This window comes from Streptomyces callyspongiae (assembly GCF_047200695.1).
GTDB lineage: Bacteria > Actinomycetota > Actinomycetes > Streptomycetales > Streptomycetaceae > Streptomyces.
Genome location: NZ_JBJZOM010000009.1, coordinates 79,241 through 102,738 on the forward strand (window position 1 = coordinate 79,241; position 23,498 = coordinate 102,738).

25 protein-coding genes are annotated in these 23,498 nt (G+C 72.0%); 13 read left to right on the forward strand and 12 right to left on the reverse strand.

What is annotated here, in order from left to right; all coding sequences use genetic code 11:
• Positions 1–52: 52 nt before the first annotated feature.
• Entirely contained in the window at positions 53–1,030 is a 978-nt protein-coding gene (locus ACL06G_RS10740; RefSeq protein ID WP_412785714.1) for an endonuclease/exonuclease/phosphatase family protein, read from the reverse strand.
• A gap of 260 nt (positions 1,031–1,290) precedes the next feature.
• Here ACL06G_RS10740 and panB point away from each other — a divergent pair, with 260 nt between their 5' ends.
• Together panB and ACL06G_RS10750 are read left to right on the forward strand one after the other, a co-directional pair.
• Entirely contained in the window at positions 1,291–2,154 is an 864-nt protein-coding gene (panB, locus tag ACL06G_RS10745; RefSeq protein WP_412835778.1) for a 3-methyl-2-oxobutanoate hydroxymethyltransferase, read from the forward strand.
• Positions 2,155–2,237: 83 nt separating this feature from the next.
• Complete coding sequence (locus tag ACL06G_RS10750) at positions 2,238–3,050, forward strand: site-2 protease family protein (protein WP_412835779.1); 813 nt, start codon at positions 2,238–2,240, stop codon at positions 3,048–3,050.
• Here the strand turns inward: ACL06G_RS10750 and ACL06G_RS10755 are convergent.
• Positions 3,040–3,264: a hypothetical protein gene (locus ACL06G_RS10755; protein WP_412785711.1), complete on the reverse strand. Its 225-nt coding sequence runs from the start codon at positions 3,262–3,264 to the stop codon at positions 3,040–3,042. The genes ACL06G_RS10750 and ACL06G_RS10755 overlap by 11 nt on opposite strands.
• Before the next feature lie 137 nt (positions 3,265–3,401).
• Complete coding sequence (gene npdG, locus ACL06G_RS10760) at positions 3,402–4,100, reverse strand: NADPH-dependent F420 reductase (protein WP_412835780.1); 699 nt, start codon at positions 4,098–4,100, stop codon at positions 3,402–3,404.
• A gap of 134 nt (positions 4,101–4,234) precedes the next feature.
• Here npdG and ACL06G_RS10765 point away from each other — a divergent pair, with 134 nt between their 5' ends.
• Positions 4,235–4,876, forward strand: coding sequence for a hypothetical protein (locus ACL06G_RS10765; protein WP_412835781.1), 642 nt, complete (start codon positions 4,235–4,237; stop codon positions 4,874–4,876).
• Between the two features lie 85 nt (positions 4,877–4,961).
• Positions 4,962–6,260 (forward strand): MFS transporter, encoded by a 1,299-nt coding sequence (locus tag ACL06G_RS10770; protein ID WP_412785708.1) that lies wholly within the window; start codon positions 4,962–4,964, stop codon positions 6,258–6,260.
• 51 nt (positions 6,261–6,311) lie between these two features.
• On the opposite strand, the gene ACL06G_RS10775 is transcribed toward ACL06G_RS10770, so the two are convergent.
• Positions 6,312–6,545 carry a hypothetical protein gene (locus ACL06G_RS10775; RefSeq protein WP_412835782.1) on the reverse strand — a complete coding sequence of 78 codons (234 nt, stop codon included), beginning with the start codon at positions 6,543–6,545 and terminating at the stop codon, positions 6,312–6,314.
• 53 nt (positions 6,546–6,598) lie between these two features.
• Here ACL06G_RS10775 and map point away from each other — a divergent pair, with 53 nt between their 5' ends.
• Positions 6,599–7,456 (forward strand): type I methionyl aminopeptidase, encoded by an 858-nt coding sequence (gene map, locus ACL06G_RS10780; RefSeq protein ID WP_412785706.1) that lies wholly within the window; start codon positions 6,599–6,601, stop codon positions 7,454–7,456.
• Positions 7,457–7,539: 83 nt separating this feature from the next.
• Positions 7,540–8,217, forward strand: a complete 678-nt coding sequence (locus tag ACL06G_RS10785) for a biliverdin-producing heme oxygenase (protein ID WP_412785705.1) — start codon at positions 7,540–7,542, stop codon at positions 8,215–8,217.
• Between the two features lie 78 nt (positions 8,218–8,295).
• On the opposite strand, the gene ACL06G_RS10790 is transcribed toward ACL06G_RS10785, so the two are convergent.
• Positions 8,296–10,560, reverse strand: coding sequence for a HelD family protein (locus tag ACL06G_RS10790; RefSeq protein WP_412835783.1), 2,265 nt, complete (start codon positions 10,558–10,560; stop codon positions 8,296–8,298).
• Between the two features lie 155 nt (positions 10,561–10,715).
• Positions 10,716–11,567: a TerD family protein gene (locus tag ACL06G_RS10795; RefSeq protein WP_412835784.1), complete on the reverse strand. Its 852-nt coding sequence runs from the start codon at positions 11,565–11,567 to the stop codon at positions 10,716–10,718.
• On the opposite strand from ACL06G_RS10795, the gene ACL06G_RS10800 reads away from it, so the two are divergent.
• Positions 11,500–12,672, forward strand: a complete 1,173-nt coding sequence (locus ACL06G_RS10800; protein ID WP_412785703.1) for a phospholipase D-like domain-containing protein — start codon at positions 11,500–11,502, stop codon at positions 12,670–12,672. The two genes, ACL06G_RS10795 and ACL06G_RS10800, sit on opposite strands and share 68 nt — an antisense overlap.
• A 70-nt stretch (positions 12,673–12,742) precedes the next feature.
• Here the strand turns inward: ACL06G_RS10800 and ACL06G_RS10805 are convergent, their stop codons facing one another.
• Positions 12,743–13,618, reverse strand: a complete 876-nt coding sequence (locus tag ACL06G_RS10805) for a SigB/SigF/SigG family RNA polymerase sigma factor (protein WP_412785702.1) — start codon at positions 13,616–13,618, stop codon at positions 12,743–12,745.
• Between the two features lie 257 nt (positions 13,619–13,875).
• Here ACL06G_RS10805 and ACL06G_RS10810 point away from each other — a divergent pair, with 257 nt between their 5' ends.
• Positions 13,876–14,391 (forward strand): MarR family winged helix-turn-helix transcriptional regulator, encoded by a 516-nt coding sequence (locus ACL06G_RS10810; RefSeq protein ID WP_412785701.1) that lies wholly within the window; start codon positions 13,876–13,878, stop codon positions 14,389–14,391.
• Between the two features lie 24 nt (positions 14,392–14,415).
• On the opposite strand, the gene ACL06G_RS10815 is transcribed toward ACL06G_RS10810, so the two are convergent.
• The 5 genes from ACL06G_RS10815 to ACL06G_RS10835 all read right to left on the reverse strand — a co-directional run bounded on the left by ACL06G_RS10815 (position 14,416) and on the right by ACL06G_RS10835 (position 19,115).
• Entirely contained in the window at positions 14,416–15,282 is an 867-nt protein-coding gene (locus tag ACL06G_RS10815; protein WP_412785700.1) for an AraC family transcriptional regulator, read from the reverse strand.
• A gap of 95 nt (positions 15,283–15,377) precedes the next feature.
• Positions 15,378–16,586, reverse strand: coding sequence for a PP2C family protein-serine/threonine phosphatase (locus tag ACL06G_RS10820; protein ID WP_412835785.1), 1,209 nt, complete (start codon positions 16,584–16,586; stop codon positions 15,378–15,380).
• Between the two features lie 130 nt (positions 16,587–16,716).
• Positions 16,717–17,958, reverse strand: a complete 1,242-nt coding sequence (locus tag ACL06G_RS10825; protein WP_412785698.1) for an FUSC family protein — start codon at positions 17,956–17,958, stop codon at positions 16,717–16,719.
• A gap of 18 nt (positions 17,959–17,976) precedes the next feature.
• The gene (locus ACL06G_RS10830; protein WP_412785836.1) at positions 17,977–18,240 is read right to left on the reverse strand and encodes a DUF5133 domain-containing protein; all 264 of its coding nucleotides are present in this window, start codon (positions 18,238–18,240) and stop codon (positions 17,977–17,979) included.
• A gap of 50 nt (positions 18,241–18,290) precedes the next feature.
• Entirely contained in the window at positions 18,291–19,115 is an 825-nt protein-coding gene (locus ACL06G_RS10835; RefSeq protein WP_412835786.1) for a SigB/SigF/SigG family RNA polymerase sigma factor, read from the reverse strand.
• 318 nt (positions 19,116–19,433) lie between these two features.
• Here ACL06G_RS10835 and ACL06G_RS10840 point away from each other — a divergent pair, with 318 nt between their 5' ends.
• From ACL06G_RS10840 to ACL06G_RS10860, 5 genes are all read left to right on the forward strand, one after another.
• Complete coding sequence (locus ACL06G_RS10840; protein ID WP_412785696.1) at positions 19,434–20,345, forward strand: STAS domain-containing protein; 912 nt, start codon at positions 19,434–19,436, stop codon at positions 20,343–20,345.
• The gene (locus tag ACL06G_RS10845) at positions 20,342–20,731 is read left to right on the forward strand and encodes an STAS domain-containing protein (protein ID WP_412785695.1); all 390 of its coding nucleotides are present in this window, start codon (positions 20,342–20,344) and stop codon (positions 20,729–20,731) included. The genes ACL06G_RS10840 and ACL06G_RS10845 overlap by 4 nt, the downstream gene beginning before the upstream one ends.
• A gap of 131 nt (positions 20,732–20,862) precedes the next feature.
• Positions 20,863–21,225: an anti-sigma regulatory factor gene (locus ACL06G_RS10850; RefSeq protein ID WP_412785835.1), complete on the forward strand. Its 363-nt coding sequence runs from the start codon at positions 20,863–20,865 to the stop codon at positions 21,223–21,225.
• Entirely contained in the window at positions 21,222–22,241 is a 1,020-nt protein-coding gene (locus ACL06G_RS10855; protein ID WP_412785694.1) for a SpoIIE family protein phosphatase, read from the forward strand. The genes ACL06G_RS10850 and ACL06G_RS10855 overlap by 4 nt, the downstream gene beginning before the upstream one ends.
• 131 nt (positions 22,242–22,372) lie before the next feature.
• Complete coding sequence (locus ACL06G_RS10860) at positions 22,373–23,464, forward strand: PP2C family protein-serine/threonine phosphatase (protein ID WP_412785693.1); 1,092 nt, start codon at positions 22,373–22,375, stop codon at positions 23,462–23,464.
• Positions 23,465–23,498: the final 34 nt, after the last annotated feature.

The window sequence follows — 23,498 nt, forward strand, 5'->3', positions numbered from 1 at the left end:
CCGCGGTGTCGCCCGCCACACGCGGCACCTGCCGCCGGGCGCCCTCCCGGGCTCAGGGGATCCGCACGGACGCAGCCAGGGGCAGGTGGTCGCTGCCCGTACTCGGCAGGGTCCAGGAGGACTCCGGATGCAGACCCTTGGTCATGATCTGGTCGATGCGCGCCATCGGGAAGGACGCGGGCCAGCTGAACCCCATGCCGTCGCCCGCCGCCCCCTGGGTGGAGCGCAGCTGGGCGGTGATCGGGGCCAGGGCTCGATCGTTCATGGTGCCGTTGAGGTCTCCGAGGAGCACGACACGGCCCACGGGGTCGCCGGCGATCTCCCTCCCGAGCAGGCGGGCGGCGTCGTCACGCTGCCCCGCGGTGAACCCGGAGCGGAACTGCACCCGCACCGACGGCAGGTGCGCCACGTACACGGCGACGTCGCCCTTCGGGGTCCTCACGGTGCTGCGCAGCGCCCGCTTCCAGCCGACGTCCATCTCGACGTGCCGGGTGTCCCGGAGCGGTTCGGTGCTCCACAGGCCGACGGTGCCCTGGACGGCGTGGTACGGGTAGGCGTCCGACAGCTCCCGCTCGTACACGGGGATGCGGTCGCCCGCGATCTCCTGCAGTGCGATCACGTCCGCGCCGGTGTCCGCCAGCTCCGCGGCGGCCGCGGCCGGGTCCGGATTGGCCGCGCTCACGTTGTGCGTGACCACCGTCAGGTCCCCACCCGCTCCCGACCTGTCGCCGAGGAGACCGCCGAAGAGGCTCCACCAGGCGAACGCGGGCACCAGCAGGGCGACGAGCGCGGTCACCGACCTGCGCAGCAGCGCCGTGGCGAGCAGCACGGGTATCAGCAGGCCGCCCCAGGGAAGGAAGGTCTCCCAGAGCGATCCGAGGTTCCCCACTGCGTTGGGCACCCGGGAGTGCAGCAGGAAAGCGGCCCCGAGCCCGAGGGCGGCGGCCGCCGTCACGAGGCCGCGACGCCAGAGGCCCGGGGAGCTCCATCGCCCGCTCCCACCTGTCGGAGCCGAGAACGCCGGTCCCATGCACCTTCCTCACTCGTTTCACCTGTCCGCGACCCTACGGGATGCCGCGGACCGTTGATCGTTTTCCGGAGGGAGGACGAGCCCGGCGGTCCGCAGGGTTCCCGGCTCTCCGCCGCGACGGCCCCGGGGACGGGGGCATCGCGTGCGGGACGTCATGCTCCCTCGGGCTTTCCCCCGTCCTGCGGCCGTGCCAGCATGGGTTGCGGATCCGGGGACGCCGTCAGGGCGCCTCGAGACGACGACACACGGGAGCCAGTGCGATGACGCCTGCCCAGTCTGCACAGTCAGCACCGAAAGAGCCCACGTCGCTGTACGGCGGCTCGCGGAACCGTCGCGTCACCGTCCGCGACCTCGCGGCGGCCAAGCGACGCGGCGAGAAGTGGCCGATGCTCACCGCCTACGACGCCATGACCGCCTCCGTCTTCGACGAGTCCGGCATCCCGGTGCTCCTCGTCGGCGACTCGATGGGCAACTGCCACCTCGGGTACGAGACGACCGTGCCCGTGACGATGGACGAGGTCGCCATGCTGTCCGCCGCTGTCGTGCGCGGCACCGAACGGGCGCTGGTGGTCGGGGACCTGCCGTTCGGCTCCTACCAGGAGGGCCCCGCGCAGGCGCTGCGCCACGCGACCCGGCTGGTGAAGGAGGCGGGGGTCGGGGCGGTCAAACTCGAGGGCGGCGAACGCTCGCTGCCCCAGACCGAGTTGCTGGTCTCCGCCGGCATTCCCGTCATGTCCCACCTCGGGCTGACACCGCAGTCCGTCAACGCCATGGGCTACCGGGTCCAGGGACGGTCCGAGGAGGACGCCCACACCCTCCTGCGCGACGCCAAGGCGGCCCAGGACGCGGGGGCTTTCGCCGTGGTGCTGGAGCTGGTCCCGGCGCAGCTGGCGGCCGAGGTGACCCGATCCCTGCACATCCCCACCGTGGGCATCGGCGCCGGCCCGGACACCGACGCGCAGGTCCTGGTGTGGACGGACATGGCCGGGCTCACCCCCGGCCGGATGCCGCGCTTCGCCAAGCAGTACGCCCGGATGCGCGAGACGCTCGGTGACGCCGCCGCGGCGTTCGCCGAGGACGTCGCCGGCGGGTCGTTCCCGCAGGCGGAGCACACCTTCTCCTGACCCAGGAGCGCCCCGGGTGCGGCGCGGCCGCGGATGCGCGGGCCACGCCGCACCCGCACGGAGAGGCGGTACCGTCGGGCTCCATGACGTCCGCCGCAGCCCGCTCCCGCGCGCACCGCCGACCGAGTCCCGTCTTCCTCGGTCTGCTGGCGGTGGCCGCCGCATCGGGATGGTCGGTGTGGTCGGGAGCCGCGGGAGCGGCCACGGGTCCCGCGGTGTTCGTCCTGGTGGTCTCGGGATGGGTCGTCTCGCTCTGCCTGCACGAGTACGCCCACGCCCGCTCCGCGCTGCACAGCGGCGACACCTCCGTCGAGGCGAAGGGCTACCTGACACTCGACCCGCGGCGGTACTCGCACGCCCTGCTCAGCGTCGTGCTGCCGGTCCTCTTCCTGATCATGGGCGGGATCGGCCTGCCGGGCGGGGCGGTGTTCGTCGAACGCGGGCGCATCCGCGGGCGGTGGCGGCACAGCCTGGTCTCGGTGGCCGGTCCGCTGACGAACGCCTTCCTCGCCGTGACCCTGACGGCCCCCTGGTGGCTCGGGGGGATCGACGGCGCGCCCTTGGCGTTCCGTGCGGCGCTGGCGTTCCTGGCGCTCCTCCAGGTGACGGCGGCGGTCCTGAACCTGCTCCCGGTGCCGGGACTCGACGGCTACGGCGTCGTCGAACCGTGGCTGCCGCAGGCGGTGCGGCGGCAGGCGCAGCCGTTCGCACCGTTCGGCCTGCTGATCGTGTTCGCCTGCCTCTGGATTCCCGCGGTCTCGGGGGTCTTCTGGTCGGTGGTGCACACCGGGCTCGCGGCCCTGGACGTCGCGCCCGCGGAGTCCTGGACCGGCTGGGAGCTCTTCCGGTTCTGGGACGGCGCCTTCGGCAGCCCCGGGCGGGGCCTCAGCGGCTGACGTCGTCCGGGGGTCGTCGGTCGGAGAGCGCGCGCAGCCGGCGCCAGTGGTACCAGGCCATGTTCGAGGTGACACCGGCGAGCAGCAGCCAGACGAGTCCGAACCAGCTTCCGTCGAGGAAGGAGACGACCGCGGCCGCGACGGCGAGCAGGCAGAGCAGAGTGGCGGTCAGGGCGATCGCCCGGGAGGGACGGGTGGAGCGCGGAGCGGGCATCGGGCCGGGTGACTCCCGTCGGGGACGAGCGGGCGGACGGACCGGACCATTGTCCCTCACGGGCACGGGGCCCTCTCCCGGAGGTCCCCGTGCCTGCGGGAGGGCCCCGCGGGCGCTGCCCGGGGACGGTGCGGCGGTCAGATGTCGGTCAGCCGCACTCCGGCATGGGCCCGGTAGCGCCGATTCACCGAGATCAGGTTCGCCACGAGCGACTCGACCTGATGGGCGTTGCGCAACCGGCCGGCGAACACACCGCGCATGCCCGGGATTCGCGAAGCCAGCGCCTGCACGATCTCGCAGTCCGCGCGCACCTCGCCCAGGACCATGACGTCCGTCTCGATCGCGTCGATCCGCGGGTCGGACAGCAGGGTCGCCGAGAGGTGGTGGAAGGCGGCGGTGACCCGGGACCCGGGCAGCAGGGCGGCGGCCTGCTCGGCCGCGCTCCCCTCCTCCGGCGTCAGCGCATAGGCCCCCTTCTTGTCGAAGCCGAGCGGGTTGACGCAGTCGACGACGAGCTTGCCGTCCAGGTCCTCGCGGAGCGCCTCCAGGGTGGCGGCGTGACCGTCCCACGGCACGGCGACGATCACGATGTCGGAGCGCCGGGCGCACGCGGCGTTGTCGGCGCCCTCGATCCCCGCTCCCAGTTCGTCGGCGGCCTGCCGGGCGCGTTCGGCGGAGCGGGAGCCGATGATCACCGTCTGGCCGGCACGGGCCAGCCGGTGGGCGAGACCGCGCCCCTGATCGCCGGTTCCGCCGAGCACGCCGACGACGCGCCCGGAGACGTCCGGGAGTTCCCAGGGGTCCTTCTTGGCGGCGGGTGCAGCAGGAGAAGTCATGCGGGCGATCCTACGACCTGCGCCCTCTCGATGCTACTGATCAGTAGCCCCACTCCCGGGCACCCTCCCCCCATCGGGCGACATCCCCGGAAACCACCGCCGGAACCGCGCCGGTTGCGGCACCATGCGGTGCCATGGATGCGGTTCGTGTGGCCCTGCTGCGTGACGTCCTCTCGGGCACCGAGTGGCTGCCCTCGACCCGCCGGTTCGCGGGATCACTGCGCGCCTCGGTCACCCCGCGCGGCGGTGGGCTGCTGCTGGTCGGCACGGAACGGCACGAACCGTGGCACCTGGCGGCCCACCTGGACGACGAGGCCGCCTGGTCGGGCATGACGGAACTCTCCCCGACCCTCGTGCGCCACCGGGTGCCGCACGGGGCTCCGGCACACCTCTCCTACGGTCTGCGCCGGCTGGAGGCCGCCGGACGGAACGAGACACTGCTGGTCGTCGCGCCGGACACACCCGGCACAGGTCTGCTGGAACGCGTGCACGACGCCCGCCGCGAGGGGGCCACCGTGCTGACGCTGGAGCAGGCCCGTGCCGAGCCCTCCGAACTGCGCGACATGGCGCACGACGCGCTCACCGCGAACCCCGGGGAACTGGACCTGGACACACTCCAGCACCTGGTGAGTGCCGCCGCGGGCGAGGCCGGACCGGGCCCGGGAGGGCACTCCGGCACACCGCACCTGCCCACCGCACACCGCACACGGCGGTTCCGCGACCGACTCTCCCGGCTCGCCGACCAGCTCACCTCCCCGCCACCGCCCCGCTGGTGAGCCGGAACGGCCGTCCCGGCGGACGGGGCGCCCCCTGCGGAAAACCGGTTGTCGCCGCCACCGCCCCGGCGGAACATGACCTGCCGTGTCCCTCGACCCGCGCGCCCTGCTCCCCGACCTGAGTCCCTGGCGATCGTCCCGCGACTTCCGCACCCTGTGGTGGTCGGGCGCCGTCACGCTCTTCGGAAGCTTCCTGTCCTACGTCGCCCTGCCGTTCCAGCTCAAGGAACTCACCGACTCCCCCGTGGCGGTGGGAGCCCTCGGCGCGGCCGAACTGGTGCCCCTCATTCTCTTCGGCCTCTACGGCGGCGCGCTCGCCGACGCCGTCGACCGCCGCACGGTGATCGTGTGGACGGAGGCAGCCCTCGGGCTGGTGGCTCTGGGGCTGCTGGGGAACGCACTGCTCCCGCACCCCGCCGTCTGGCCGTTGTACGCCGCCGGCGCCCTGACGAGCTCCCTGGTCGGACTGCAACGGCCCGCGCTGGACGCCGTCGTCCCCCGGATCGTCCCGCACGAGCAGCTCGGGGCCGCCGCCGCGCTCAACTCGCTCCGCTGGCAGTTCGGCGGCGTCGCCGGCCCCGCCCTCGCCGGAGTGCTCATCGCCTACAGCGGCGTGGCGACCGCCTACGCCCTGGACGCGGCCAGCTTCGCCCTGTCGCTCCTGCTGGCGCTGCGGCTGAGCGCCTGTCCCGCCGGACACGACGCGGACCGCCCGTCGCTGCGCCGCATCCTGGAGGGCGCACGGTACGCCTGGAGCCGGAAGGAGCTTCTCGGCACGTACGTGGTGGATGTGACGGCCATGCTGTTCGCCTTCCCGCTCGCCCTGTTCCCCTTCCTCGCCGACCGGCTGGACGCCCGGTGGGCGCTGGGCATGATGTACGCCGCGCTGCCCCTGGGCGGCCTGCTGGTCAGCGCCACCAGCGGCTGGACGGGACGGATGCACCGGCACGGGCGCATGGTCGCGGTCGCGGCCCTCGGGTGGGGCGTTGCCGTGGCGCTCGCGGGGGCGGCCGACAACATCTGGCTCGTCCTGCTCCTCCTCACCCTGGCCGGAGCCTGCGACATGGTCAGCGGCATCTTCCGGAGCACGCTGTGGAACCAGACCATTCCCGACGGGCTGCGCGGGCGACTCGCCGGGATCGAACTGCTGTCGTTCTCCGCGGGCCCCCAACTGGGCCAGCTGCGATCGGGCGGCATGGCCGCCCTCACCTCCGTCCGCACATCGGTGTGGGGCGGCGGCCTGCTCTGCGTGGCAGCGGTGGGCGCACTGATGGTGGCCCTGCCGGCGCTGATGGCCTACGACGCACGCACGAACCCCCATGCACAGGCCAAGCGCCGATCCGGCACCACCCCGCCGCCGGAGGAGAATCCGGCACCGGCCTGACCCCCGTCCCCTTTCCGCCGGGCGTGCGACGGAAAGGGGACGGCACGGCGTTCAGCCGTCGTCCGCCGCGCCCCGGGAGGACGGGTCGGACCACCGCGGATCGTTCTCCCACTCGGCGTTCCGCTCGTGCGCCGTCTCCATCGCCTCCGCCGCCTCCTCGGGGCTCGCGTAGGGCCCCATGCGGTCCCTGCCCGGGCACTGGGGACCCTCCTCGACCTTCCGGTGCTCGAGGCAGTAGAACCATTCGCCGGGCCTGCCTGCGGTCTTCTTCCTGAACAGTGCCATGCACTCCATGCTGCCCCAGTGCCGGGGAACGCACCCCGGTTAGACTCGCGCACATGTCTGGCCAGTCGCTTCTCGTTCCCGGCACGCTCTCCCCGCAGCGCGCCGTTCCGTCCTCGATCGCCCGCCCCGAGTACGTGGGCAAGCCCTCACCCACGCCGTACACCGGCCCCGAGGTGCAGGACCCCGAGACGATCGAGCGCATGCGGACGGCCGGCCGCATCGCGGCCCGCGCCATGGAGGAGGCGGCCCGCCACATCGCACCGGGCGTGACCACGGACAAGCTGGACGAGGTCGCGCACACCTACATGTGCGATCACGGCGCCTACCCGTCCACCCTGGGCTACCGGAAGTTCCCCAAATCGCTGTGCACCTCGGTCAACGAGGTGATCTGCCACGGCATCCCCGACTCCACGGTGCTGCACGACGGCGACATCGTGAACCTGGACGTGACGGCCTACATCGGCGGCGTCCACGGGGACAACAACGCCACCTACCTCGTCGGGGACGTCGACGAGGAGTCGACGCTGCTCGTCGAGCGCACCCGGGAGGCGCTGCGCCGCGCGATCAAGGCCGTCAGGCCGGGCCGGCAGATCAACATCATCGGCCGGGTCATCGAGTCCTACGCCCGCCGCTTCGGCTACGGAGTCGTCCGCGACTTCACCGGCCACGGCATCAACACCTCGTTCCACTCGGGCCTGATCATCCCGCACTACGACGACGAGCGCGCCACCACCGTGATGAAGCCGGGCATGACCTTCACCATCGAGCCCATGCTGACGCTGGGTACGCACGAGTGGGACATGTGGGAGGACGGCTGGACGGTCGTCACCAAGGACCGCCGGCGCACGGCACAGTTCGAGCACACCCTGGTCGTGACCGACGACGGCGCCGACATCCTCACCCTGCCGTGATTGCCCCGAGCGCGGGAAGGGAAGGGTGAGGTTGCCGACACGGTGTCGGCACACCACCGTCCCTCCCCCACGGAGGCCCGCGTATGGCCGTGTCCCGGCAATCGATCGGCAGCACACCGTTCTCCGTGCTGCTCCGCACCGCCTCCCAGCAGCAGCACTCCGAGGCGGAGAGTTCCCGCTTCATGACCGATCTGCTCGGCGGCGCGCTGCCCGTGACCGCGTACCGGCTCTACACCGAGCAGCTCTGGTTCGTGTACGAGGCGCTGGAGGAGGCGGCGAGTGCGCTGGCGGACGACCCGCTCGCGGGCGCGTTCCTCGACCCGGCACTGCTGCGCCGGCCGGCGCTCCGCCGCGACCTGGATCACCTGCACGGCGGTGACGGCTGGCGGACGGGCGCGCGCCCGCTGCCGGCCACCCGGGCCTACGCGGAGCGGATCACCGAGGTCGGGCGGAGCTGGCCCGGCGGCTATGTGGCCCACCACTACACGCGGTACCTCGGTGACCTGTCCGGGGGCCAAGTGATCCGCGGCCGTGCGGAGCGGTTGTGGCGACTGCCGCGGAAGGGCGACGGCGTGCGGTTCTACGTGTTCGAGGGCATCGGGAACCCCGCCGCGTTCAAGCGCGCGTACCGCGAGCGGCTCGATGCCCTGCCGGCCGACGGTCCGGAGCGGCAGCGGATCGTGGACGAGTGCCGGAGGGCGTTCCGTCTCAACACCGCAATGTTCGCCGAGCTCGCCGACCGCACCGCGGTGACGGCCTGACGCCCCGTTCCGGCGCCTTCCTGCCCGCCCCCGCGTGCACGACGGCGGGTCCCGGACGGGGCGGCGGCCGCCCGGCGTTCAGTCCGTGACCGCGGGGGCGCACCGCACCACGCCCAACCGCTGTGTCGCCCGGGTCAGCGCCACGTAGCGGTCGTTCACCGGGAAGCGTTCGGGTTCCACCACCAGCACCGTGTCGAATTCCAGTCCCTTGGCCTGCCGGGCGTCCAGCAGCACCACCGGACGGGTGAGATCCGGGTTGGCGCCCCGTGCCGCCTCGGGCAGCACGGCGGCCAGGCCGGGGTGCAGCGCGCGGGGCGCGATCACGGCGAGACGTCCCTCATCCGCGGGCGCCTGCTGCGCGACCGCCTCCGCGACGGTGCGCGGCAGCTCGGCGGGCGGCACCGTGCGCTCCCAGGGCTCCGCCCCGGTGGACCGCACCGACCGAGGGGGCACGAAGTCCGGATCCTCGACCCGCCTGGCCTCCGCCGCGTAGGCCATGATTTCGGCCGGTGTGCGGTAGTTGAGGCCGAGACGGATGTGCTCGTAGCGCTCCCCCACGTACGGCGCGAGGATCTCCTCCCAGCGCCGTGTGGTGCCGGAGCTCTGCGCCGGGTCTCCCACCAGCGTCATGGAGCGTGTCGGGCAGCGCCGCATCAGCAGGCGCCAGGCCATCGGCGAGACCTCCTGGGCCTCGTCGACGACGATGTGCCCGAACGCCCAGGTGCGGTCGGCGGCGGCACGCTCGGCGGCACTGCGGTGGTCGGCCTCCTCGTGCCGCTCCGCCATGCCCTCGGCGTCGATGATGTCCTGCACCCCGAGGATTTCGGCCTCCTCCTCGTCGATGTCCTCGAACTCGTAGGTGCGGGAGGCGTACGCGACGTCCAGGACACCCTGCGCGTACTCGACCTGCTGCAGCCGCTCGGCCGCCGCCGCGGCCTGCGCGGCGCGGTCGTCCTCGCCCAGCAGTTCCGCTGCCTCGTCCAGCAGCGGCACATCGGCCGGTGTCCACTCCGCGGTGCCCGGGACGGGCGGGACGGGGCGGCGGACCGCGCGGGCGTCCTCCTCGCACAGGTACCCCGACGGATCCTCGAGCAGGTCCGCCACGAGGCGCTGCGGCGTCAGCTCGGGCCACAGCGCGGAGATCGCGGCGTGCACCCCGGGGTTGGCGTCCAACTCGCTGCGGAGCTGCGAGACGTCGCTCTCGTCGAGGAGGTTCGGACCGCCGAAGGGGTCCGCGCCGATGCGTTCGGCGAGCTGGTCGGTGAGGGCGTTGAGGAGATGCCCCTCGAAGTGCTCCCGCGCCGGGTTGTGGCGGAGGCCGGTGGCGCGTGCCTTGTCACGGGCGGCAGCGGCGGTCTCCCGGTCCACCACCAGGACGTCGCCCTCGTGGTCGATCTCCAGGGTGGGTTCGGGGAGGGCCTGGCGGTCGCGCACGGCACGGGCGACGACATCGGCCATCCCGGCGCGGCCCTTGATCTCCGCGGCCTCCTCGCTGTCGGTCCCGGTCGCCGTCACTCCCGGGAAGAGTTCCCCGACCGTGGCGAGCAGGACCCCGGTCTCGCCCAGCGAGGGCAAGACCTCGCCGATGTAGCCCAGGAACGCGGGGTTGGGTCCGACGATGAGAACCGCGCGGCGGGCCAGGAGTTCCCGGTACTCGTACAGCAGGTAGGCGGCCCGGTGCAGGGCCACCGCGGTCTTGCCGGTTCCGGGACCTCCTTCGACCACCCTGACGCCGCGGTGCGGGGCCCGGATGATCTCGTCCTGCTCGGCCTGGATGGTCTGCACGATGTCGTGCATGCGACCCGTGCGGGCGGCATCGAGTGCCGCCAGCAGCACCGCGTCGGCGTCGTGGGACTCGTACCCCGTGCGCTCGGTGTCGTCGAGGTCGAGGATCTCGTCGTGGAGTCCGACCACGTCACGGCCGTCGGTGCTCAGGTGCCGACGGCGGCGCAGGCCCATCGGCGTGTGGCCGGTGGCGAGGTAGAAGGGCCGTGCCACCGGGGCACGCCAGTCGATCAGCAGCGGGGTGCGGTCGTCGTCGTCCTCCCGGATGCCGAGCCTGCCGATGTGGTGGTGCCCGCCGGCGCTGAAGTCGATGCGCCCGAAGCACAGTCCGGAGTCCACGGCATTGAGCGCGGCCAGCAGGTTGCCCTGCTCGTGGACCGTGATGTCCCGCTCCAGGCGGGCCTGCTGCCCGGTACCGGTCTCCGCCAGGGTCCGCCGCACGGTGGACTCCGTCCGGCCGCGCAACGCGTCGACACGCCGATAGAGCCGGGAGACGAATTCCTGCTCCGCCGCGAGTTCCGGGTTTCCGTTCTCCTCGACCCCGTTTGACAATGCCACTCCCTGCGCGTTATCGTGATTCCTACAAGCCCTTTTTGAGGGCTTTTTCTGTGCCGCGACAGAAAAGACCAATATACGCGCGGGCACGCCCCCGCAGTCAAACGGAGGCGTGCCGGGTGTTCGCGTTTCCGCGCCGTATCCCTGGTGCCGTGCGGTCAGTCGTGTGCCGCCAGCCGGACGAAGGATTCCGGATCGGCGTCGAAACCGCGCAACGCCGGGTGGAACTCCCACACTCCGGAATCCGCACGGCGCACGCACTCCGCGATCACGGCGACCGTGTCACCCTCGAGTGCGCCCAGAGTGTGATCGGCCAGCGTGTCGTACTCCTCGACGATCTGCACCGCGGCGTTCGGCACCTGCCCGAACGTCTTGCGGCCGTCGGTCTGCTGAACGACCACCCCCACCACGACGCGGGTGCTGGAGGAGGGCATCCGTTCGAGCTCCAGTGTCATGGCCTCGTCGGTTCCCAGGCCCTGGCCGGTGCGACTGTCCCGGTCCAGCATGATGGTCCCGTCGGGCGAGCGGCTGTCGAAGTGGACGAGGTGGGCGAGTTCGCCGTCGCGCCGGAAGACGGCAGCGACGAGGTCCAGATCGTGGTCCGGCTCCCCCATCGGGCTCGGGTCCCACCGCAGTCGCGCCTGGATCGTGCCGAGCCCCTTGTTCAGACCACTCATGTCGCTTGTCCTTCCCCCCGGAAAACGGTTCGGTGGAGAGATCACTCCCGCCCACTGTAAACGGCGGCCCGCCTCCGCCACCCGGGACTTACAGGCCAATCGCCGGCGCCCGCGCGGGTGTGACGCAGACCCTCTGTGCGGCAGGCATCCCGCCCGATGCAATGGGCACAAGTACGACACCCGCCGCAGCATCCGGGCACACCACCCAGCAGCCCACGACCGGGCGCCTCCCCACGGCGTCCGCGCCACCACCCCGAGGACCGACGTGACGACGACGCCCCTGACCCAGGACCAACAACGCATACGGCGCCGCCTGGAACGCCTCATCGGCATACCCGCAACCGAGGGCAACGCGGTGCGTCCGCTCCGCAACGGCGACGAGATCTTCCCCGCGATGCTGGACGCGATCGCAGCCGCGGAGCACACCGTGGACCTCATGACCTTCGTCTACTGGCGGGGGGACGTCGCCCGCCGCTTCGCGGAGGCACTCGCCGAGCGTGCCGAGTCCGGAGTGCGGGTGCGGGTGCTGCTCGACGGTTTCGGCAGCCGCCCCATCGAGGAGGATCAGCTCGCCCTCATGCGGCGTGCGGGTGTCGACGTGGTCTGGTTCCGCGAGCCGACGCGGCTCTCCCCCTTCAAGCAGAACCACCGCTGCCACCGGAAGGTGCTCGTGGTGGACGAACGTCTCGCGTTCACCGGCGGTGTCGGCATCGCCGAGGAATGGTGCGGCAACGCACGCCACCCCGGAGAATGGCGCGACACCCACGTCGAGGTCAGGGGACCGGCGGTCGACGGCCTCGCGGCGGCGTTCGCGCAGAACTGGGCGGAGTCGCACGACACCCTCTTCGACGCACGCGACCGGTTCGTCGAAGCCGACCCGGCGGGCGAAACCGTGATCCAGGTCGTCCGCGGATCGGCCGGCTTCGGATGGCAGGACATGCAGACCCTCATCCGCGTGATGCTCGAATCCGCCCGGGAGAACTTCAGGCTGACGACGGCCTACTTCTCTCCGGACGACGACTTCGTGGAATTGCTGTGCGCCGCGGCCCGGCGCGGGGTGACGGTGGAGATCCTGCTGCCCGGCCCCCACACCGACAAACGGGTGTGCCGACTGGCGGGGCAGTACCACTACGACGAACTGCTGGCCTGCGGAGTGGAGATCTGGCAGTACCAGCCGACGATGCTGCACGCGAAGGTGATCACGGTGGACGGCGAGACCTCGTTGATCGGCTCCAGCAACTTCAACCGCCGCTCGCTGGACCACGACGAGGAGGTCATGATGGCCGTGATGGACGCGTCGCTGACCTCGGTCCTGGACGAGCACTTCGCGGAGGACCTGCGCCACAGCGAACGGATCAGGCCCGGGCGTTGGCGCCGGCGGGCCGTCGTGCAGCGGGCCAAGGAAGCAGCCGTCGCACCGATCCGCCGGTTCCTGTGAACCGGGCCGGACCGAGCGCACGGACTCGGGATCCCGGGGCACCTGCCGTGCCCCGGGATCCCGAGAAGGGTCAGTCCTCCGACATGGCCGTGCGCAGCCTCCGGAGGCAGCCGGAGAGCAGCCGGGAGACGTGCATCTGGGAGATGCCGAGCTCGGCCCCGATCTGGGCCTGGGTCATCTCCGCGCCGAAGCGGAGTTCGAGGATCCGGCGATCCCGCTCTCCCAGGTTCTCCACCAGGGGCTTGAGCGCTTCGAGTCCCTCGACGGCCTCGAAGGAGGGGTCGAGGAACCCGATGCGGTCGACGAGGCTCTGGCCCTTCCGGTCGTCCGAGTCGTCGACGGCGAGGTCCAGTGATTCGGCGGCGTAGCCGTTGGCCGCCATCTGCCCCTCGACCACCTCCTCCACGGAGAGTCCGAGATGGTCCGCGAGCTCACGGGGGGTGACGGAACGCCCGAACTCCCCGGTCAGCTCCTCGGTCGCCATGGCCAGTCGGATCCGCAGCTCCTGCAACCGCCGCGGCACGTGCACCGCCCAGGTGTGGTCGCGGAAGAAACGCTTCATCTCACCGACGATGTACGGCACGGCGAACGAGGCGAACTCGACCCCGCGCTCGGTGTCGTACCGGTCGATGGCCTTGATCAGCCCGATGGTGCCGACCTGCACGATGTCCTCCTCCGGCTCGCTGCGGTGCCGGAAGCGCGCGGCCGCGAAGCGGACGAGGGTCAGATTCATCTCGATGAGAGTGTTCCGCGCGTACTGGTACTCGTGGGTTCCCTCCTCGAGCACCTGGAGCCGGCGGAAGAAGATCTGGGAGAGCTCGCGGGCATCCTGCGGCGCGACGGCGGACGGTTCCGGTATGTGCGGAAGGGCGAACCCGTCGTCCTCCGGTGTCCGGCGCTGGTTCTCGACATCTGCCTCGGCCCACTCCCGGATGGCGCCGCTCATCAGACACTCCCCTCTAGGAAACTGTTTCCTCCTGACAGACGTGCGCCTGCCCAGGAGCGATCGCCTTACACCTGCGAAATCGCGACCGATCTCCCGAGAGCCGCGCAGCACTGTCTCCCCCACTACCGACACGTATGGCGACACGGATGCGGGGCAACCGAGGACCGAGAGATAAAGTCGTGCGGTGACGGCCCGGCGGCCTACCGGCAACGGGCCCGCGCAGGCTCGTAGGGCGTACGTTTCGGAGGGTCAGGGACATGGGCGCGCACCCCCACTCTCAGCTGCCTCCCGACGACACGGCGCAGGCCGCCTCCGACGTCATCGAACTCCTCGAGGTGCTCTGGGAACGGGGGCGCGACACGGTGCCCACCGCGCCGGTCTCGCCGTCCCAGCTGCGGGTCCTGTACAGCCTCGACCGCGAGGAGGGCATGAACCTGCGCCGCCTGGGGGAGCTCCTGGACTCCGCCCCCTCCTCGGTGAGCAGACTGTGTGACCGGCTGCAGGCCATGGGCCTGCTGGAGCGCACGCCGAGCCCTGTCAGCCGCAGAGAACTGGAACTCCACCTGACGCGCAAGGCCAAGCGGTACCTCGTCGATCTCCGCGCGCGCCGCGAGGAAGCGCTGCTGACGGTTCTGGACCGCATGCCTGCACGGGCCCGGAAGGACCTCACGAAAGGCCTGCAGGCCCTGCGTTTCGCCGCGCAGGAACAGGACGCCGTCCTGATGGCCCCCGGCGCGGAGGACACCCGGTCGTCGGATTCCCGCTCCGCCTGAGGCCCTCCGGGCACGGGACGTGGTTCAGCCTTCTTCCTGTTCCACCGGGAGCCACAGTTCGGCGTCGATCTCGGTCCCGTCGGCGGACGGACGGCTCCGCAGGATCTCGGGACCGGGTCGGCTGCGGTACGGGGTGGAGGGGAACCACTGGGTGAACACGTCCCGCCACAGGTCCTGGATGGCCTGCGGCGCGGGGCCGCGGACGCCGAAGACGGCCCAGGCGCCGGCCGGAACAGGGAGCACCGTGGTGCCGTCGGGAGCGGCCGCCGACGTGATCACCCCGTGGTAGTAGTCGAGTTCGGTGCCCTCGACCCGGCTCGGATCCAGATCGTCGCACACCGCGACGATGCCCCGTGGTTCCTGGTCCGACAGGCTCTCCAGATGGTTCAGCATCCGCGGGTCGATCCCGCGGACGAAATCGACGATCGCCCGATTCGGCCCCTCGTGCACCAACGGCACCCGGGACATGAGCCCGACGACGCGGAAATCCGGCCTGTCGACGACGCGAAACCGCATGCTTCTGTTCCCTTCGACGGTGAGGTGGAAGGCCAACCGGGGCTGGGTGACGAGCGCGGCACCGGTACGCCGTGCCTCGCCCGGTCCGACTCCGTGCAGGATCCGGAACGCTCGCGCGAACGCTTCCCCCGAGCCGTAGCCGTAGCGCACCGCGATCGCCAGCAGGGGCTCCCGCCCCGCGAGCACCTCGGCCCCGGCGACGGTGAGCCGGCGCCGGCGCACGTACTCCGACAGCGGCATGCCCGCGAGCGTGGAGAACATCCGGCGCAGGTGGTACTCCGAGGTGGCCGCGATACGGGCCAGTTCTCCTGCATCGAGCTGCTGGTCGAGGTGGCACTCGATGTGGTCCAGAGCCCGGTTGAGGCGCTCGAGCATGCCCCGTCTCCTTCCTGTTGCGCGTTCACCACGCTAGGAAGCAGCCGCACGCTCCGCCCGACATCCTGTGCCCGATCCGGTCGGGTACGTGGCAGTCACCCGAGGGATCGGACGGGGGCGGGCTGCGGGTGCGCGCCATGGTCGACGCGCCCGTGCCAGTCGAGGCAGACCACGAGGGCATCGTCCTCCAGGGGACCGCTGCCCCGGTGTCCCGTCAGCGCGTGGAGGAGTGCGCCCGGCACCTGGGGGGCGGGCAGCATGCGGGACGCGGCGAGTGAGCGGGCCAGTGCCTGCTCGCCGTACGTCTCGCCCGTGGGCGAGACCGCGCCGTCGACCCCGTCGCTGGTGATGAGGAGCCGGTCCCCGGCCCGCAGGGAGAGGCGCTCCGTCACGTACGGGGTCTCCTCGAACATCCCCAACGGCAGTTGGGCGTCGAACGCGAGGGGTTCGACGGCGCCGTCGCGCATGCGCAGCACCCATGGCGACCCGGCCTCGACCACGTCCATCTCCCCGGTCCCGAGATGGAGTTCCATCAGCAGGACCGAGAGGTAGCGGGAACCGCCGTACTGCCCGTACAGAGCCTGGTCGGCCAATGCCGCCTGGTCCGCGATGCCCAGACCCGCGCGGCGGGCGTTGCGCAGGGCGTTGACCGCGAGGCTGGTCAGCAGGGCAGCTTCGATGCCGTCGCCCATGCCGTTGGTCACGGAGAGCGTGAGCGTCTCGGGGGACACCGCCCAGTCGAAGTTGTCGCCGAAGATCGCATATGCCGGTTCCAGGTGGCCGCCCAGGGTGAACTCACTCCGGGAGCAGGCCCGTCCGGGCAGGAGCTGCCACTGCATCTCGGCCGCCAGGGTGAGCCGCGTGGCTCGCCGGGCCATCTGGAAGAGGTCGGTGTCGCGCTCGGCCACCTGGATCTCGTGGCCGAGGGCGGTGCACAGGATGTCCAGGTCGCCCAGCACCTCGTCGGTGAGGCGGTCCTCCGGCACGGCGACCGACAGCACTCCCGTACGGTCGCCACGGACGGTCACCGGCAGGTGCACGGTCACCCGGCCCGGCGGGCAGGGAACGACGTGCGGTTCCTGCGCCCCGAAGGCCCGGCCCTCGGGACTGTCGTGGAGGGCCAGTGACGTCGCCTCGCCCTGCGGCGCCCCGACGGGCTGGAGGGATCGCATCGCGTAGTCGGCGATGTACAGCTCCACGCTGGACGCGCCGTACTGCTCCTTCAACGCCGCCGTGACGACATCCACCAACTGGTGCGGGGCGGCGCCGCGCAGGGCGTGCTCCACCGAGGCATTCCCGTCCACTGCGCCGTTTCTCCACTTCAGAGCAGGATTTCCTTCACCGTACCGTTGCTCCGCACGCCTGTCACCCGCGGTGACCGGCGGCCGGTCCTGCTCCCGGGCGGCGCTCCCGGCAGCAGGACCGTTCAGGCGGTCATGCCGCCGACGTCGTGCGGGCCGGCCGTGTCCGCACGGCGTCCTGCAGCACATCGCAGCTGTACTGCAGTTCGTCCGTCAGCCGGACGGCCTCGGCAAGCAGGATGCCGTACGGACGCGAGGGGTCGGACAGCGGCAGGTCCGCCTCCTCGGCGGAGCGGGTCAGCTCCCGTTTCTCCCGCTGGGCGTCCTCGGCCGCAGAGCACAACTCCCGCGACTGCTCCTCGATGCGGCGCTCGTCGACCTGGGCGAAGAGATCGGCGATGTGCGCCAGTGCCGCCAGCAGGTCGCCGTAGTGGCGCAGGAACACGCGCTGGGCCGAGACGTCGGTGTCGTCCTCGCGGGCCTGGTCGAAACTCCGGGTCATCGACCCCACCTGGTACGCCACACGTTCGAGAGCGTCCACGACGGCGTGGTAGCCGTCGAACCGGATCTCGCGGTGGCGGTTCAGCAGCTTCCGCGGGTTGTAGTAGGTGCTCTCCCACGCAGTACTCACGGCGGACTGGGCCTGTTCGGCGATGGGCCTGAGCTGGGAGGCGCGCCGGCGCCACTGGGTGGTCCGCTCCTCCTGCAGCTGCCCCTCGCGCAACGCCGGATACATGTCCCCGACCAGGTTGCACAACGAGTGGGCGAGGGTGTGCACGCCGCTCTCCGCACTGCGGTGGCGCAGCGGCGGCGCCACGAGGGTGTTCACCAGCACGCCCACGCCGCACCCCACGAGCACGAGGAGCACGATCTCCCCCAGCCGGCTCCAGCGCTCGCCGGAGCTGGTGGCGGCGATGTAGGTCGAGAACGCGAAGAACGCCGCGGTGGCGACCTGCGAGCCCTGGGAGCCGAGAGCGCGCCATCGGCCGATGACCAGGGCGATCACGGCCACCAGCGCGAAGGTCAACAGATCGGGCCCGACCAGGTAGCCCAGCACGCCCTGCACCGCCACGCCGGCGGAGACGGCCCCGATGTAGCGCAGCGTCTGGATCATCGACTGGTACACCGTGACCTGCATGATCAACACGGCGGAGAAGGGGGCGAAGGACGGTGACCCCGCGGCCATCAGTCGATGGGCGATCCACCAGGCCACCACTGCGGCCAGTGCGCTCTTGACCACCATCAGCACGGTGTGTCGTTCGTGGCCGTCGGCGCCGACGGCCCGATGCACCCACTGGACGGTCCGGGCACGGTGGCCCAGGGCGGCCGCCCGCCGTGGGCCGGAGGCGCCGGTCTCGGTGTTCTTCTCGGTCATGCGGGTGTTCCTCGTTGCTCAGGGGCGTGCGGGTTCGGGTGCGGCAGCGGCCGGTGACCGCCGCCCGGCAAGGACGGAGTCGTCCTCCGTGCGGGCTCCGGGCAGTCCGTACCGGGCGGCCACCGCGGCCGCGCGGACGTCGGCGGTGCCGGTGGCCACGCAGAGGGAGCGGGCAACGTCGTGCAGGCGTCTGCGAGCCTCGGGGCCGCCCTCCGCGGCACCGAGGGAGACCAGGGTCTCGTACTGCTCGAGCAGATCGGCGAGAACCGCCGGGTGTGCCATGAGCACGGGATCGTCCTTTCGCTTCGGTGTTCGACCGACGGGGCGGGAGGTCAGGCGGCGGCCGGCACGTCGGCCGCGGGGGACTCGACAGCGGCACGGATCCGGGCGCAGCTGCGGGACAGCAGACGTGAGACCTGCATCTGCGAGAGCCCGAGTTCCGCGCCGATGCGGGCCTGCGTCATGCCGTGGAAGAAGCGCATCGCCAGGACGCGCCTCTCGCGCTCGGGCAGCCCGGCGAGGTGGGGTTGCACCGCCACACGGGCGAGTACGACGTCGTACCGGTGCTCGGGCTCTCCCAGGGTGTCCGCGAGGGTGTAGTGCTCGTCCTGTCCCGGGCTTCCCACCGCGGCTTCCAGGGACAGGACACGGAAGCTGCCCATGGCCCCCAGCCCGGTGACCACCTCGTCCTCACTGATACCGGCCTGCCGGGCGATCCGGGCGACATCCGGCACACGGTCGTCGACGGAGACGGCGAGCTCTCCCAGGGCCGTGCGGACCCGCCTGCGCAACTCCTGCACCCGACGGGGCACGTGGACGTCCCAGGTGTGGTCGCGGAAGTGGCGCTTGATCTCGCCGACGATCGTCGGCACGGCGTACTGCTCGAACGTGCTTCCCCGTGCCGGGTCGAACCGCTCGACGGCCCTCACCAGCCCGAGCGCAGCCACCTGCCGGAGGTCCTCCAGGGTCTCCCCGCGGTCGCGGAACCGGCGGGCCAGCCGGTGTGCCAGGGGGAGCCAGGCGCGTACCAGCTCGTCGACCAGTGCCTCCCGCCGCGGCCCCGCGGGAAGGCCGGAGAGGCGGGCGAACAGCGGGGCGGTGTCGGGGGTGTTCTCGTGGCGGCGTCGGGGCCCGGCAGGCAGGCGCACGGCGGTCATCGGGAAGGCTCTCCTCGCACATCTCGTATCCGGACAGGTACCGAAAGCCGCCACGGCGCACCCCGGGCCCGGAGGGTGCGCGCGACGGCGCGTGGGGTGCCTCCTGGTCCGAAGCACTGATCCTCCTGGTGTCCCGCCGGAAGGAGGGCAAACAACGAAGTCGCCGCGGACTCCCCGCGCCGGTCGGGCGCGGCCGGGCGGAAAGGCCGCTGGTCGGCCCGTGGTCGCCCTGCCGAGGCCTCGCAGCTACCATCTCCCAGGACTGCAAAGGTGTCCGCGAGGCAAGTGTTTGGCGCGGGTCACGGCGAAAGGCCGGCGATGAGGAGCGACGAGGCTACGGTGAGGGCGAAACTGCTGGAGGTGCTGCGGCAGCGCAGCGCGGAGATCGCGGACCGCTGGGTCGCACTGCAGTCCCGACGGGAAGTGGTGGACGGCGGCCTCGCGGAAGCGGATCTGCGGGAGGAGTCGGACGCCCTGGTGGGCGCCCTCGCCGACAGCCTGTCGCTGCAGGTCCCCGCCGAACGGATCGTCCGCGAGCACCGCGGACTGGCCGATGCGGTCACGGAGATGTCGCTGCGTCGCGCGCGGGCGGGAGGCGCGCCCACGGCCACCTCCCTCGCGATCCTCTCCCTGAAGGAGGTCCTGCTCGAGGCCGTGCAGGAGGAGGGACTCCAGACCCGCGAGATGTTCGCGACCACGCTCACGGTCAACCGGCTGCTGGACTCCGCGGGGGCGCTCGTCTTCGAGACCTATGTCGAGGGCCGTGAGGAGATCATCCGGCGGCAGAGCAGGCAGCTCCTGGAGGTCTCCACCCCGGTCGTCCGCCTGTGGCGCCACGTGCTCGCCGTGCCGCTCATCGGCACGCTGGACACCGCGCGGAGCCAGGTGGTGATGGAGAGCCTGCTGGAAGCCATCCAGCGGCACGAAGCGGCCGTGGCGATCATCGACATCACGGGCGTGCCGACGGTGGACACCTCCGTGGCACAGCACCTCATGCAGACGGTGAAGGCCGTACGGCTGATGGGCGCCGAATGCATCATCAGCGGGATCCGGCCGGCGATCGCGCAGACCATCGTGCAACTGGGCATCGACCTTTCGGACACGGCAACACGCGCCAACCTGGCGGATGCGCTGGCGACGGCGCTGAGAATCACACCGTCCGACGACGGCCCCTCGGAGACCGACCCCGCCGCCGGCGGTGAGAACAACGGTTCGCAGGAGGTCCCATGACGCCGTCGGCCGTACCCATCCTGCGGCTCGGCAGCACGCTGCTCACGGGCCTGCTCAACGAACTGGACGACACCTCCGCCCTCGCCCTCGCCGACGAGCTGACGGCACGCATCACGTCCGAACGTGCGAGCGGCGTACTGATCGACATCTCACGGGTGGAGATCATCGACTCCTTCGTGGCACGCACCCTGATGGAGCTCAGCGGCATGGCACAGTTGCTCGGCGCGCGCGTCATCGTTGCCGGCATGCGGCCGACCGTCGCCATCACACTGGTGGAACTCGGCATCGAGCTGAACGGAGTGGAGACGGCCTTGAACGCGGAGCAGGGGATGGCCGCCCTGGGATGGCGGCAGTCCGTCAACACCGCCGGAGGGCCGTCGGCGTGACGTCCCACGGGACCCTCTCGCCGCAACCGGCCAGGGGCGAAGGAGGCGGCGGACGACTCACCGCCGGCGGAGAACATCACGTTCGGGGGCGGACCGGCCCCGAGACCCTCCCGGTCCGCACCGAGCAGGACCTGCTGACGGTTCGGCACGCCGTGCGGGCGGCCACCGTCGACATCGGCTTCTCGCTGGTCGACCAGACCCGCGTGGTGACGGCCGCGAGCGAGCTGGCCCGCAACACCTACATCCACGGCGGCGGCGGAACCCTGACGGTGGAGCGGCTGGGCCGGCACGGCGCCGCGGGACTGCGGCTGATCGCCCGCGACCGCGGACCGGGCATCCCCGACCTCGAGGACGCGCTCACCGACGGATTCACCACCGGCGCCGGCCTCGGGCACGGTCTGGGCGGGGCGCGACGGCTCATGCACGACTTCGAGGTGCACTCCACGCCCGGCGACGGAACGGTCGTCACCGCGGTGCGTTGGGCGACCCGGTGACCGGGAGGCCCACCGCGCCCCCGGTCACCGCGGCCGTGCCGATAGACCACCGCAGCGCCGTGCACCTCGCCGCCACGACGGCGCGGGGGGCAGCTCTGGACTGCGGCCTGCCGGGCTCGTTGCCCGACCAGGCCGCCACCGTGGCCAGCGAGTTGGCGAGCAATCTCGACAAGCACGCCGTGGACGGCGTGGTGTACGTCCAGCCTCTGCCCGACGCCGTCGGCGTCGAGGTGCTCGCGGTGGACCGGGGGCCCGGCATGGCCGAGCCCGAACGCTGCCTGGTCGACGGCTATTCCACGACCGGCACGCTGGGTACCGGCCTCGGCGCCGTACGGCGGATCGCAGACCGCTTCTCCCTCCGCAGCCGACCGGGGCACGGCACGGTCGCCGGTGCCCGCATCACCCGCCCCGGCGTCCCCTCCCCCACCGGGGCCGGGGACCGGGCGGGGGCGGTGTGCCTGCCGGCCCGCGGCGAGGACGTCTGCGGAGACGGCTACGCCGTGCACCCGGCGGACCAGGGCGGCTGCACCGCAGCAGTCGTGGACGGGCTGGGCCACGGCGCGGACGCCGCGCAGGCGGCCCGGCTCGCGCTGCGTGCCCTGCGGGGCGTCCACGACCAGCCGCTGACCGGGATCATGCAGACGCTGCACCGGGCGCTGCGCCACACCCGGGGAGCGGCGGTCGGCCTGCTCCGCCTCTCCCCGGGCCGTGCGGAGTACTGCGGGGTCGGCAACATCCGCCTGTGCCTGCTCTCTGCCCACGAGATCGAACGCAGCGTGGACGGCAGGCCCGGCATCGTGGGCTGGAACATGCCGACCCCGCGGACCCACACCCTCCCGCTGGCGTCCGGGCAGGTCACCGTGATGCACAGCGACGGCATCGAGTCCCGGTGGGCACGCCGGACGGACGGGTTCCTGCTGCGCCTGCCACCGCCGCTGCTCCCCGCCGCACTGACCCACCACCACCGCCGTCACCGCGACGACGCCACCGCACTCAGCCTGTCAGGACCACGATGATCACCGACGGCCCCTTCCGTACACCGAGCGAACTGCGCGCCGCCGTACGCAGGTTGTCCGCCGAGCATGGTCTTCCGACCGAGACGAGAGCCAGGCTCACCGCGTCTGCCGCGCTGATGTGCGGTGCTCGCATGGACCGTGGGCACGCGTTCCTGCTCACCGCGGAACGGACCGGGGATCCGGCGGCGAAGGCGGGCCTGACGCTCACGCTGAGCCCGCAACCCGCCGCTGCCTCCGACCCGGTCACCGACCTCCCACTGCCCGTGCGGCACCACCCCGACGGCTCGTGCTCCTGGCACCTGGGGCTCCCGGACTCCCCCGGGCCCGAGGGAGCGGTCGCGCGGACTCCCCGGGACGGAACGGAAGCGGCGGAGGAGGAGGTGCGGGAGGTGCTGCGCCGCCTGGACGCGCTCGGCTCGGAGCACCGCCGCCTCACCGACGAACTGGCCGAGACCAACAGCGGTGTCGTGGCGCTCTACGTCGAACTGGAGGAGCGGGACGAGCAACTGCGGCGCGCGCACGGACGCATCCTGCAGGAGCTCGAGGACGCGCTGCGCCCCGCCCCGCCTGCGGTTCCGGGGCTGGAGCTCGCCGTGCACTACGTCCCGGCGGACGTCCACGCGCCCACCGGCGGCGACCTCTACGACTGGTTCGTGCTCCCCGACGGCAGCGTCCACGTGACCGTCGTCGATGCTCTCGGCCACGGGGTGCGCAGCACCCGCAGCGCACTCGACGTCACCCATGCGGTCCGGACACTCGCGCTCGAGGGGCATCCTCCGAAGACGCTCGTGGAGCGCGCCGGAGAGATCGTGAGCGCCATGGACGCCCAGGCGATGGCCACGGTGCTCATCGTCCGCATCGATCCCGCGGGCGGCGAAGTGCTGCTGGCCAACGGCAGCCATCCGCCCGCCCTGGTGGTCCGGTCCGACGGTGCGGCCGACTTCCTGGAAGTACGGGGCCGCGGCATCGGGTTCCCGATGCCGGGGAGCGAGAGCGTGCTGCGCACGCATCTCGGGGAGGGCGACCTGCTCGTGCTGTACACGGACGGCCTCACCGAGAGCCGGCGCGATCCGCTGGAGGGCGAGCGGAGACTTGCGGCTTCCGCCCGCCGCCACTCCGGACGCCCCATCCGCGAGGTGCCCGGCGCCATCGCCGAGGACATGCGGTCGGTGGTGCTGCACGCCGACGACACCCTCGCCCTGACGCTCCGCAGGCCGGGTTGACACCGGAGGGCGGACCGCGCCCGCGCATGGCCGG